Origin of the sequence: Streptomyces sp. NPDC101178, assembly GCF_044767965.1 — a bacterium.
In the GTDB taxonomy this organism is placed as follows: Bacteria; Actinomycetota; Actinomycetes; order Streptomycetales; family Streptomycetaceae; genus Streptomyces.
In genome coordinates this window covers 117,203-129,225 of sequence record NZ_JBIWOZ010000002.1, presented here as the reverse complement: position 1 = coordinate 129,225, position 12,023 = coordinate 117,203, and the positions used below count along the sequence as shown (strand labels likewise).

General features: G+C 72.0%; 10 protein-coding genes. 8 read left to right on the top strand and 2 right to left on the bottom strand.

The window, feature by feature from the left end; genetic code table 11:
• Positions 1 to 148: 148 nt before the first annotated feature.
• On the bottom strand, positions 149 to 796 hold the full coding sequence (locus ACIRR8_RS04705; RefSeq protein ID WP_404058958.1) for a bifunctional DNA primase/polymerase: 648 nt from the start codon (positions 794 to 796) through the stop codon (positions 149 to 151).
• Between the two features lie 441 nt (positions 797 to 1,237).
• Here ACIRR8_RS04705 and ACIRR8_RS04700 point away from each other — a divergent pair, with 441 nt between their 5' ends.
• The 5 genes from ACIRR8_RS04700 to ffh all read left to right on the top strand — a co-directional run bounded on the left by ACIRR8_RS04700 (position 1,238) and on the right by ffh (position 9,068).
• A complete protein-coding gene (locus ACIRR8_RS04700; RefSeq protein ID WP_404058955.1) occupies positions 1,238 to 2,713 on the top strand; it encodes a hypothetical protein in 1,476 nt (491 codons plus the stop codon).
• Between the two features lie 402 nt (positions 2,714 to 3,115).
• Entirely contained in the window at positions 3,116 to 4,468 is a 1,353-nt protein-coding gene (locus tag ACIRR8_RS04695) for an ammonium transporter (protein ID WP_404058953.1), read from the top strand.
• Complete coding sequence (locus tag ACIRR8_RS04690; protein ID WP_003965965.1) at positions 4,465 to 4,803, top strand: P-II family nitrogen regulator; 339 nt, start codon at positions 4,465 to 4,467, stop codon at positions 4,801 to 4,803. The genes ACIRR8_RS04695 and ACIRR8_RS04690 overlap by 4 nt, the downstream gene beginning before the upstream one ends.
• A 117-nt stretch (positions 4,804 to 4,920) precedes the next feature.
• Positions 4,921 to 7,383 carry a [protein-PII] uridylyltransferase gene (locus ACIRR8_RS04685; RefSeq protein WP_404058951.1) on the top strand — a complete coding sequence of 821 codons (2,463 nt, stop codon included), beginning with the start codon at positions 4,921 to 4,923 and terminating at the stop codon, positions 7,381 to 7,383.
• Positions 7,384 to 7,514: 131 nt separating this feature from the next.
• Positions 7,515 to 9,068, top strand: a complete 1,554-nt coding sequence (ffh, locus tag ACIRR8_RS04680; protein ID WP_404058950.1) for a signal recognition particle protein — start codon at positions 7,515 to 7,517, stop codon at positions 9,066 to 9,068.
• A gap of 139 nt (positions 9,069 to 9,207) precedes the next feature.
• Here ffh and ACIRR8_RS04675 read toward each other — a convergent pair whose 3' ends face one another.
• Positions 9,208 to 10,059: an SAM-dependent methyltransferase gene (locus ACIRR8_RS04675; RefSeq protein WP_404058947.1), complete on the bottom strand. Its 852-nt coding sequence runs from the start codon at positions 10,057 to 10,059 to the stop codon at positions 9,208 to 9,210.
• 449 nt (positions 10,060 to 10,508) lie between these two features.
• On the opposite strand from ACIRR8_RS04675, the gene ACIRR8_RS04670 reads away from it, so the two are divergent.
• From ACIRR8_RS04670 to ACIRR8_RS04660, 3 genes are all read left to right on the top strand, one after another.
• Positions 10,509 to 11,102, top strand: coding sequence for a hypothetical protein (locus tag ACIRR8_RS04670; protein ID WP_018509633.1), 594 nt, complete (start codon positions 10,509 to 10,511; stop codon positions 11,100 to 11,102).
• A 157-nt stretch (positions 11,103 to 11,259) separates the two neighbouring features.
• Entirely contained in the window at positions 11,260 to 11,700 is a 441-nt protein-coding gene (rpsP, locus tag ACIRR8_RS04665) for a 30S ribosomal protein S16 (RefSeq protein ID WP_404058944.1), read from the top strand.
• A gap of 2 nt (positions 11,701 to 11,702) precedes the next feature.
• Positions 11,703 to 11,942, top strand: coding sequence for an RNA-binding protein (locus tag ACIRR8_RS04660; RefSeq protein WP_066978740.1), 240 nt, complete (start codon positions 11,703 to 11,705; stop codon positions 11,940 to 11,942).
• Positions 11,943 to 12,023: the final 81 nt, after the last annotated feature.

The following is a 12,023-nucleotide window of genomic DNA, read 5'->3' as shown; positions in this document are numbered from 1 at the left end:
GGGGGGGGGGGGGGCGGGGGGGGGGGGGCGCGGCCCGCCCCCCCCCCGCGGGGGGGGGGGGGGGGGGCCGCCCCCCCGCCCCCCCCCCCCCGTCCGCCGTTCTCGTGCTCCCTGGGGTGTGTCCCGGCCTCGGTGCGGCGGACACCCCCTAGGAGCGATGGCAGCTGTACGCCAGGGTGCCCAGCAGCAGCCGCGCCTGCGGGGGAGCGGCGGCGGTGTCCAGCACCGGTGGCCGCAGCCAGCGGACCGGGCCGAGGCCGCCGAGGTCGGACGGCGGCGCGGTGATGTGCGCGCCCGGCCCGAGCGCCCGCAGGTCCAGGTCCGCGTCGTCCCAGCCCATCCGGTAGCGCAGGCCCGGCAGCTCGGCGGCGGCCCCGGGCGCGACGAAGAACTGCGCCCGGCCGGTCGGCGTCACCGCCACCGGCCCCAGCGGCAGCCCCATCCGCTCCAGCCGCACCAGCGCCCGCCGCCCGGCCTGCTCCGCGACCTCCAGGACGTCGAAGCTCCGGCCCACCGGCAGCAGCATCGAGGCGCCCGGCGTCTCGGCCCAGGCGTCCGCCGCCGCGTCGAGGCCGGTGCCCGCCGGGACCTCCCGGGCGAAGCCCAGCGGATGCGCGCCAGGAGCGGGACAGGACCGCTGTCCGCAGGAGCACGCGCCGTCGCGGGCGCGGGTGCCGGGCGCCACGGCCCAGCCCCAGAGCCCGGTGTACTCGGCCACCGCGGTGGCCTCGGTGTCGCGGCCTCGCCGCCGTACGCCGGAACGTTTCTCGCGGATGCCGCCGATCGTGAAGCCCATGCCCCCTCCAACGGGTCCGACTCATCGGTGGTTACGACCCGGAACGCTCGGGTAACCCTCCGTCGCTGCAACTCGATCGAGTGGCGTGCGCCGTGGTGCGCGAGGTGGTGCGTCACGGTGCGTGCGCCCCTGAGTGGATCCGTGCGCTCGCCATCGGTCGTGGTTCCCCAAGTCAAGCGCGCCAGAAGGCAGTCGGGTTCATTCGAAGGGGTGGCGAATGGTGGCGTTTACGCAATCTCCTCGCGAGAGGGGTGATCGTAGGATTACCGTCGGTACACGAGCTCTGGGAGCATGTGCGGTCACGGGTATGCCTCGGGCAACCCGGTTTCCCGTTCGGTCGTGGGCAACTCCCGTACGGACAGCACCGATGCTTGGCATTCTGAGAGTGGTTCGCGCGATGAGAATGCGACGGGGAGGATTCAGCGTGATGGGGGCGTTCCGGTGAGTGGCAGCGGCGCAGGCGACACGGATGCGGGCAAGCGTCCCAACGACCAGTTGGGGTCGTGGTTCGTGCGCAGTGGCTGGTCGAAGGGCGAGCTGGCGCGCCAGGTGAACCGGCGGGCGCGCCAGATGGGCGCCTCCCACATCAGCACCGACACCTCCCGGGTGCGGCGCTGGCTGGATGGCGAGCAGCCGCGCGAGCCGATCCCGCGCATCCTCTCCGAGCTGTTCTCCGAGCGGTTCGGCGCGGTGGTCGCCGTCGAGGACCTCGGGCTGCGCACCGCGCACCAGTCACCCTCGGTGGCCGGGGTCGACCTGCCCTGGGCCGGCCCGCAGACGGTCGCCCTGCTCAGCGAGTTCTCCCGAAGCGACCTGATGCTCGCCCGGCGGGGCTTCCTCGGCAGCTCGCTCGCGCTGGCCGCCGGGCCCTCCCTGATCGAGCCCATGCAGCGCTGGCTTGTGCCCGTCCCGGCCAGGGGCCCGGGCGAACCGGAGTCGGAGGCCGCCGCCCGCCGGCCCTCCCGGCTCTCCGGCCCCGAGCTGGACCTGCTGGAGTCCACCACCGCGATGTTCCGGCAGTGGGACGCCCAGTGCGGCGGCGGGCTGCGCCGCAAGGCCGTCGTCGGGCAACTCCACGAGGTCACCGACCTGTTGCAGGAGCCGCAGCCCGGCCCGACCTCGAAGCGCCTCTTCCGCTGCGCCGCCGAACTGGCCGAGCTGGCGGGCTGGATGAGTTACGACGTAGGCCTCCAGCCCACCGCACAGAAGTACTTCGTGCTCGCGCTGCACGCCGCCAAGGAGGCCGGGGACAAGCCGCTCGGCAGCTATGTGCTCTCCAGCATGAGCCGCCAGATGATCCACCTGGGCCGTCCCGACGACGCCTTGGAGCTGATCCACCTCGCGCAGTACGGCAGCCGCGACTGCGCCACTCCCCGTACGCAGGCCATGCTGTATGCGATGGAGGCCCGCGCGTACGCAAACATGGGCCAGCCCAGCAAGTGCAAGCGGGCCGCCCGGATGGCCGAGGACACCTTCCAGGACGCCGGCCTGGACGGCGAGCCCGAGCCCGACTGGATCCGCTTCTTCTCCGAGGCCGAGCTCAACGGGGAGAACGCCCACTCCTACCGTGACCTGGCCTACGTCGCCGGCCGCAGCCCCACCTACGCCTCGCTCGCCGAGCCCGTCATGGAGAAGGCCGTCGAGCTGTTCGGCGAGGACGACGAGCACCAGCGCTCCTACGCGCTCAACCTCATCGGCATGGCCACCGTCCATCTGCTCCAGCGCGAGCCCGAGCAGTCCACCGTCCTCGCCGGACAGGCCCTGAAGATCGCCAAGAAGGTCCGCTCCGAGCGCGTCAACACCCGGCTGCGCAAGACCGTCGACACCGCTGCCAGGGACTTCGGCGACGTCGCCGATGTCGCCCGGCTCACCGATCTGCTCAGCGAACAGCTGCCGGAGTCCGCGGAAACGGTCTGACCCGGCACCACGGCCCCGGCCGCGGCACCTCCTCCGTACAGCCCGACTCGGCTCCCCCATCGCCTGGTCACCCGGAGAGGAGCCGTGGCCGGTTCGCGTATCCGGGTCACTCCGGGCCGCCCGGCGGCGTTTCAACCGGACCGTATGCGGCGTGGGCTGCATGGTAGGCAGCGCACCGGGCCCGCCACCCGGGATTCATTCCGACGTAACACGCACCACCTCTTCGTCACGCTCGCGAAACATCGTGCGGCATCCCCGGAAACGGCGCTCCGCCAATCTCATGGCGCACAGGCGGTCTCCGGCCATGATCCGCCGGACACCCTCTGACCGGCCCGCACCTTCCCAGTGGTCCCGCAGCTTTCCCCCGCACGCCGCGGCCGCTCCGACGACGAGGAGACGCCGATGCCCCCAGGCATCACGACGCTTGCCGCAGACGCCCCTGAGCTGTCTGCCGCCAACACCGGGTTCATGCTCATCTGCTCGGCCCTGGTGATGCTCATGACCCCCGGCCTGGCCTTCTTCTACGGAGGCATGGTCCGCGTCAAGAGCACCCTCAACATGCTGATGATGAGCTTCATCAGCCTCGGGATCGTCACGATCCTGTGGGTGCTCTACGGATTCAGCCTCGCCTTCGGCTCCGACGTCGGCTCGGTCATCGGCTGGAGCTCCGACTACGTCGGCTTCAGCAACATCGGCGTCACCGAACTCTGGGACGGCTACACCATCCCGGTGTACGTCTTCGCCGCCTTCCAGCTGATGTTCGCCGTCCTCACCCCGGCCCTGATCAGCGGTGCGCTGGCCGACCGCGTGAAGTTCTCCGCGTGGGCGCTCTTCATCGTCCTGTGGGTCACCATCGTCTACTTCCCCGTCGCCCACTGGGTCTGGGGTGCGGGCGGCTGGCTCTTCGAGATGGGCGTCATCGACTTCGCCGGCGGTACGGCGGTCCACATCAACGCCGGTGCCGCGGCCCTCGGCGTGATCCTCGTCATCGGCAAGCGCATCGGCTTCAAGAAGGACCCGATGCGGCCGCACAGCCTGCCGCTCGTCATGCTCGGCGCGGCCCTCCTGTGGTTCGGCTGGTTCGGCTTCAACGCCGGGTCCTGGCTCGGCAACGACGACGGCGTCGGCGCGGTCATGTTCCTCAACACCCAGGTGGCCACCGCCGCCGCCGTCCTCGGCTGGCTCGTCTACGAGAAGCTGCGCCACGGCTCCTTCACCACCCTCGGCGCCGCCTCCGGCGCGGTCTCCGGCCTGGTCGCCATCACCCCCGCGGGTGGTTCGGTCTCCCCGCTCGGCGCCATCGCGGTCGGCGCCATCGCCGGTGTCCTGTGCGCCATGGCGGTCGGCCTGAAGTACAAGTTCGGCTACGACGACTCCCTGGACGTCGTCGGCGTCCACCTCGTCGGCGGCATCATCGGCTCCATCCTGGTCGGCTTCTTCGCCACCGGCGGCGTCCAGTCCGACGCCAAGGGCCTCTTCTACGGCGGCGGTGTCGAACAGCTCGGCAAGCAGGTCGTCGGCGTCGTCGCGGTCCTCGCGTACTCTCTGGTCGTCTCCGGCCTCATCGCGCTGGTGCTCCACAAGACCATCGGGATGCGGGTCTCCGAGGACGACGAGATCTCCGGCATCGACCAGGTCGAGCACGCCGAGACCGCATACGACTTCAGCGGCGCCGGCGGCGGCACGGTCTCCCGCACCACCGCCCCCGCGACGGACCCGACGGCAGCACCGAAGGCAAAGAAGGTGGACGCATGAAGCTCATCACCGCGGTCGTGAAGCCCCACCGGCTGGACGAGATCAAGGAGGCCCTCCAGGCCTTCGGCGTCCAGGGGCTGACCGTCACCGAAGCCAGCGGTTACGGGCGTCAGCGCGGCCACACCGAGGTCTACCGGGGCGCCGAGTACACCGTCGACCTGGTCCCCAAGATCCGCATCGAGGTCCTCGTCGAGGACGAGGACGCCGAACAGCTCATCGAGGTCGTCGTCAAGGCCGCCCGTACCGGCAAGATCGGTGACGGGAAGGTCTGGAGCGTCCCGGTCGAGACCGCCGTCCGCGTACGGACCGGCGAGCGCGGCCCGGACGCCCTCTGACGGAGGGCCGTGCCGGAGGGCGGGCGCCCTCCGGCTCCAGGCCCGACGCCCCGACGGACGGCCCGCACACCGGACGGGCGCCCCTGACCGAGGCCCCACCGAACGGAAGGCACCTGGGTGACGAGCACCGAAGCGATCACCGAAAGCGAAGACTCGGGACCCAGCGGCTACGCGGCGGCCCGGCTGCGCCTCCTCCAGCAGGAGGCGCGGTCCGGGCCGCCGCGCCGTGCGGCCCTCGCCCGCCTCACCGACGACTGGCTCACCGCCCTGTTCACGGCGGCGGCCGACCGCGCCGGCGTCCGCGGCGCCGCCCTCGTCGCCGTCGGCGGCTACGGCCGCGGCGAACTCTCCCCGCGCAGCGACCTCGACCTGCTCCTCCTGCACGACGGCAACGCCGACCCAGCAGCCCTCTCCGCCCTCGCGGACGCCGTCTGGTACCCGGTCTGGGACCTGGGCCTGGCCCTCGACCACTCCGTACGCACGCCCGGCGAGGCCCGGAAGACGGCCGGCGAGGACCTCAAGGTCCAGCTCGGCCTGCTGGACGCCCGCCCGGTCGCCGGGGACCTCGGACTGGTCGCGTCCCTGCGCACCGCGATCCTCGCCGACTGGCGCAACCAGGCGCCCAAACGCCTCCCCGCCCTCCATGAGCTCTGCCAGGAGCGGGCCGAGCGGACGGGCGAGCTCCAGTTCCTCCTGGAACCCGACCTCAAGGAGGCCCGCGGCGGTCTCCGCGACGCCACCGCCCTGCGCGCCGTCGCCGCCTCCTGGGTCGCGGACGCGCCCCGCGAAGGGCTCGACCAGGCCCGCCGCACCCTCCTGGACGCCCGCGACGCCCTCCACCTCACCACCGGCCGCGCCACCGACCGCCTCGCCCTCCAGGAACAGGACCAGGTCGCAGAGGCGCTCGGCCTCATGGACGCGGACGCGCTGCTGCGCCAGGTGTACGAGGCCGCGCGGACGGTCTCGTACGCCACCGACGTCACCTGGCGCGAGGTCAACCGGGTCCTGCGCGCCCGCTCCGTCCGGCCCAGGCTCCGCGCCATGCTCAGCGGCTCGCTCGGGGGGACCAAGCCCGCCCCCGAGCGCGCACCGCTCGCCGACGGCGTGGTCGAGGCCGACGGCGAAGTGGTCCTGGCCCGCGCCGCCCGCCCCGACCGCGACCCCGTCCTCACCCTGCGCGCCGCCGCGGCCGCCGCCGAGGCCGGACTGCCGCTCTCCCGCCACCTCGTACGCCACCTCGCCACCACCGTCCGGCCGCTGCCGGTCCCGTGGCCGCCGGAGGCCCGCGAGGAACTGGTCACCCTGCTCGGCGCGGGAGAGGCCACCGTCGGCGTCTGGGAGGCGCTCGAAGCGGAAGGGATCATCACCCGGCTGCTGCCCGACTGGGAACGCGTCCACTGCCGGCCCCAGCGCAACCCCGTCCACACCTGGACCGTCGACCGGCACCTGGTGGAGACCGCCGTCCGCGCCGCCGGCCTCACCCGCCGCGTCCACCGCCCCGACCTCCTCCTGGTCGCCGCCCTCCTCCACGACATCGGCAAGGGCTGGCCCGGCGACCACTCGGTGGCCGGCGAGGTCATCGCCCGGGACATGGCCACCCGGATCGGCTTCGACAAGCACGACGTGGGCGTCATCGCCACCCTCGTACGCCACCATCTGCTGCTCGTCGAGACCGCCACCCGGCGCGACCTGGACGACCCCGCCACCGTGCGGTCGGTCGCCGAGGCCGTCTACACCGCCTCCACACTGGAGCTGCTGCACGCCCTCACCGAGGCCGACGCGCTCGCCACCGGACCCGCCGCCTGGTCCGCCTGGCGCGCCTCGCTCGTCGCGGACCTGGTCAAGCGCGTCGCCGCCGTCCTCGCCGGGGAGGCCCCCGAGGAGCCGGAGGAGGCCGCGCCCAGCGCCGAGCACGAACGCCTCGCGATCGAGGCCCTGCGCACCGGCGGACCCGTCCTCACCCTGCACACCCAGCCCGAGGAGCCCGCCGGGGACGGCGAGGTGGAGCCGGTCGGCGTCGAGCTGCTCATCGCCCTGCCCGACCGGCCCGGCGTGCTGCCCGCCGCCGCCGGGGTCCTCGCCCTGCACCGCCTCACCGTGCGCGCCGCCGACCTGCGCGCGGTGGAGCTGCCCAACGAGGTGGGGGAGACGGCGGACCTGCTGCTGCTCAGCTGGCGGGTCGCGGCCGAGTACGGGTCCCTCCCGGAGGCCTCCCGACTCCGCGCCGACCTCGTACGCGCCCTGGACGGCTCCCTGGACATCCGGGCCCGGCTCGCGGAGCGGGAGGCCGCCTACCCGCGCCGCAGAGGCGTGAAGGCCCCGCCGCCGCGGGTCACCGTCGCGGCGGCCGGATCCCGCCGCGCCACCGTCATCGAGGTCCGCGCCCAGGACGCCCCAGGACTGCTGCACCGGATCGGCAACGCCCTGGAAGGCAGTGCCGTACGGGTGCGGAGCGCCCATGTCTCCACCCTCGGCGCCAACGCCGTGGACGCCTTCTACGTCACCGGAACTGACGGCGAACCGCTGCCGCAGATCCGGGCCGCCGAGGTCGCCCGGGAGGTCGAGAAGGCCCTCGGCTGACACGTACGACGCTTTTGTACCGCCCTCGCCCGGCACCGGATCCGGGCGAGGGCTTGGTGTTCTCCGGGGGCCGGATACCCTGGAGGGCGATTGACCTGCCCCGCCCCCGACCCTGAGGACCGACGAGCGCCGTGTTCGATACTCTCTCCGACCGCCTTAGCGCGACTTTCAAGAACCTCAGGGGCAAGGGCCGCTTGTCCGAGGCGGACATCGACGCCACGGCACGCGAGATCCGTATCGCCCTGCTGGAAGCCGACGTCGCCCTGCCCGTGGTCCGGGCCTTCATCGCCAACGTGAAGGAGCGGGCGCGCGGCGCCGAGGTCTCCCAGGCGCTGAACCCCGCCCAACAGGTCGTCAAGATCGTCAATGAGGAGCTCGTCGCCATCCTCGGCGGCGAGACCCGGCGGCTGAGGTTCGCCAAGACCGCCCCCACCGTGATCATGCTCGCCGGTCTCCAGGGTGCCGGTAAGACGACGCTGGCCGGAAAGCTCGGCCTCTGGCTCAAGGGCCAGGGCCACTCGCCGCTGCTCGTCGCCTGTGACCTCCAGCGCCCCAACGCCGTCAACCAGCTGAGCGTCGTTGCCGAGCGCGCCGGCGTCGCGGTGTACGCCCCCGAGCCGGGCAACGGCGTCGGCGACCCGGTCCAGGTCGCCAAGGACTCCATCGAGTTCGCCAAGGCCAAGGTCCACGACATCGTCATCGTCGACACCGCCGGCCGCCTCGGTATCGACCAGGAGCTGATGAGCCAGGCCGCGGACATCCGCGACGCCGTCAGCCCCGACGAGATCCTCTTCGTCGTCGACGCGATGATCGGTCAGGACGCGGTCAACACCGCCGAGGCCTTCCGCGACGGCGTCGGCTTCGACGGCGTGGTCCTCTCCAAGCTCGACGGTGACGCCCGCGGTGGCGCCGCCCTGTCGATCGCCCATGTCACGGGCAAGCAGATCATGTTCGCGTCGAACGGCGAGAAGCTGGAGGACTTCGACGCGTTCCACCCGGACCGGATGGCCTCCCGCATCCTCGACATGGGTGACCTGCTGACCCTGATCGAGCAGGCGGAGAAGACGTTCAGCCAGGAAGAGGCCGCCAAAATGGCCTCGAAGCTCCAGTCGAGCAAGGGTGGGAAGGACTTCACCCTCGACGACTTCCTGGCCCAGATGGAGCAGGTCCGCAAGATGGGCTCCATCTCCAAGCTGCTCGGGATGCTGCCCGGCATGGGGCAGATCAAGGACCAGATCAACAACATCGACGAGCGCGACATCGACCGCACCGCCGCGATCATCAAGTCGATGACGCCCAAGGAGCGCGCCGAGCCGACGATCATCAACGGCTCGCGCCGGGCCCGTATCGCCAAGGGGTCGGGCGTCGAGGTCTCCGCCGTCAAGAGCCTGGTCGAGCGCTTCTTCGAGGCCCGCAAGATGATGTCGAAGATGGCCCAGGGCGGCGGCATGCCCGGGATGCCGGGGATGCCCGGCATGGGCGGCGGCCCCGGCCGTCAGAAGAAGCAGGTCAAGCAGGCCAAGGGCAAGCGCAAGAGCGGCAACCCGATGAAGCGCAAGGCCGAGGAGGCCGCCGCCGCGGAGCGCCGCGAGCAGGCCGCCGCACAGGGCGGCGCGCTCGGGCTGCCCGCCCAGGAGGACAAGAACTTCGAGCTGCCGGACGAGTTCAAGAAGTTCATGGGCTGATCGGCCTACTTGAACCGTGCGTAAGGGGCGCCCTTGAGAGAGGGCGCCCCTTACGCACGTCCGGAGCGACGTCTTTCAGGACACGTTTCAGGACACGTTCAGGACAGGTTCGGCGACACGTCACAGGACACGCGAACGCTCACGTCGTGCACACCAGGTAACGGAAGACGTTCGGCATCCACACCGTGCCGTCCGGCCGCCGGTAGGGATGCAGTGCCTCCGCGACCTCCTTCTCCACCTGGGAGCGGTCGGTGGCCCGTACGGCGGCGTCGAAGAGCCCGGTCGACAGCAGCCCGCGCACCGCGCTGTCCGGATCCGCGTACCCGAACGGGCAGGAGACCCGCCCCGAACCGTCCGGCTTCAGCCCCGCCCGCGCCGCCACGTCCTCCAGGTCGTCCCGGAGCGTCGGCCGCCACCCGCCGGGCCGTGGCGGACGCGCGGACTCCGTCAGCCGGGCCGCGACCCGCAGCACCGGCGCCGTGGCACACCGCTCCGGCGGGCCCCACCCGGTCAGCACCACGGTCGCGCCCCGGGCCGCCAGCGGCAGCGCCGCCTCCAGCGCCGGCGTCAGCCCCTCGGAGTCACCGGCCGCGCAGCCGATCGGCTCGAACACGGTGATCAGGTCGTACGGTGCCCCCTCGCCGCCCGAGGGGAACCCGTCGTCGTGAAGCCGGGCTCGACGCGCGGGCGCACCGTCCGCGCCCTCGTCGGGCAGCAGCCGCGCCCGCGCCAGCGCCAGCCGCTCCCGGTCCGAGTCCACGCCCGTCACCTGCGCCCCCCGGGCCGCCGCGACGAGCAGGGCCAGCCCGGAGCCACAGCCGAGGGACAGCATCCGGGTGGCGGGTCCGACTTCGAGCCGGTCGTACACCGCCTCGTAGAGCGGTGCCAGCATGCGTTCCTGGATCTCGGCCCAGTCGCGGGCACGGGTTCCGGCGTCCGCCGGCGCGGAGGCGTCCGCGTCCCGGTGGTTCCGGACGAGCGTCGGTGTCATGGAAAGCGCCCCAATCCGCCAAGAGGTCGATCTTGCCCGAGTGGATGGCCCCCGTGTGCGTATGTCCGCACCCCCGTATGCCAGGGAACTGCGCATCCGCCGTTACGTCCAGGGGGCGTAGGGCACTGTTTGCGTGCCCCGGTCGTGCGCCTCCCCGAATCAGTCTTACCCGACACCGGGCACCAGGCACGTCGAACGGGCCTCCGGGTACGCTCACCGGCAGACCGCGTAAGTGGCGCCGCCCGCCGGCGCACCGCACGTGCGCGCGTCGGGCGCACCGCACGCTGTGCACCACCTTGGTGCGAGCTGTGCGGCTTCTCCGCAGTTCGGCGCACCCGCCCGCCTCCGGACGCATCCAGGACACATCACGGGCAACTGACTGGTACGTGCAAATTATTTGGGATGCCCCGGAATAGGAACACCACGGCACTCGGACTCGTTGTCACGACGTGAGCACGACACCACCTGTACTTGCCGCAGAGCTGGCACAGGCGTGGGCCGACATTCAGCGGTACCACCCCGAGCTGCCCGATCTAGCCGCGCCCGAGTCCCTGATCGGAGAGTCCTCGTCCGCCTGTGGCGCCGAGCTCTCCTTCGAGCGACTGCTCCACGAGGCAGTCCACGGCATCGCCGCCGCGAGAGGAGTCCGTGACACCTCACGCGCCGGCCGCTACCACAACCGACGCTTCCTCGCGATCGCCGAGGAGCTGGGCCTCGACCATGCCGAGGAGCCCCACCCCAGCAGCGGATTCTCCCTGGTCACGCTGAATCCCGAAGCCAAGCGCCGGTACCGCCCGACCACCGAACGGCTCCAGCGCGCCCTCAAGGCGCACACGGTCGCCACCGCCGCCGACACCAAGCGCTCCTTCAGAGGCCCGGCCGCCCGGCACGGTTCCTCCGGAGGCGGCGTCCGGGTCAAGGCCGTCTGCGACTGCGGACGCAACGTCCGCGTCGTCCCGTCGGTCCTGGCCCAGGCCCCGATCGTCTGCGGTGGCTGCGGCAAGCCGTTCCAGATCCCGGAAGCCGCGGTCGCGGTGGGGTGAGCCGAAGTGGTGTGGCACAATGGTCAGCTGTACTCGACAGTCGCACAGGACCCCTCTCTCCTCCGGCTGACGCGTCCATCGGGCACTCCGAGTACCGCAACCCCACGTGGCATCTAGTTGTGCCCAACCACGTCAGAGACCAGGAGACACCACTTCCGTGGCAGTCAAGATCAAGCTGAAGCGTCTGGGCAAGATCCGTTCGCCTCACTACCGCATCGTCGTCGCCGACTCCCGTACCCGCCGTGACGGCCGGGCCATCGAGGAGATCGGCCTGTACCACCCGGTGCAGAACCCCTCGCGCATCGAGGTCAACTCGGAGCGCGCGCAGTACTGGCTGTCCGTCGGCGCCCAGCCGACCGAGCCGGTCCTCGCGATCCTGAAGCTCACCGGTGACTGGCAGGCCCACAAGGGCCTCCCGGCCCCCGCGCCGCTGCTGCAGCCGGAGCCCAAGGCCGACAAGCGCGCGCTGTTCGAGGCGCTGACCTCGGACGGCGACGAGGCCAAGGGTGAGGCCATCACCCCCAAGGCCAAGAAGTCCGACAAGAAGGCGGACGAGGCGGCTGACGCTGCCGCGTCCACCGAGTCGACCGAGGCCTGAGCATGCTCGAGGAGGCTCTCGAGCACCTCGTGAAGGGCATCGTCGACAACCCCGACGACGTGCAGGTTGCCTCGCGCACCCTGCGCCGCGGGCGCGTGCTGGAGGTCCGGGTCCACCCCGAGGACCTCGGCAAGGTGATCGGCCGTAACGGCCGTACCGCCCGCGCTCTGCGGACCGTCGTGGGCGCCATCGGCGGCCGTGGCATCCGGGTCGACCTCGTCGACGTGGACCAGGTCCGCTGACCGCAGTTGAACACCGGCCAGGGCCGGGGAGGGCTTTCGAGCCGTCCCCGGCCTTTGTCGTCGGCCACCCCGACCGGTCGG

Excerpts from the sequence above, each read along its gene's own strand:
- ACIRR8_RS04690 (WP_003965965.1), top strand. The coding sequence starts at position 4,465 with ATGAAGCTCATCACCGCGGTCGTGAAGCCCCACCGGCTGGACGAGATC.
- ACIRR8_RS04660 (WP_066978740.1), top strand. The coding sequence starts at position 11,703 with ATGCTCGAGGAGGCTCTCGAGCACCTCGTGAAGGGCATCGTCGACAAC.
- ACIRR8_RS04675 (WP_404058947.1), bottom strand. The coding sequence starts at position 10,059 with ATGACACCGACGCTCGTCCGGAACCACCGGGACGCGGACGCCTCCGCG.
- ACIRR8_RS04695 (WP_404058953.1), top strand. The coding sequence starts at position 3,116 with ATGCCCCCAGGCATCACGACGCTTGCCGCAGACGCCCCTGAGCTGTCT.
- ACIRR8_RS04705 (WP_404058958.1), bottom strand. The coding sequence starts at position 796 with ATGGGCTTCACGATCGGCGGCATCCGCGAGAAACGTTCCGGCGTACGG.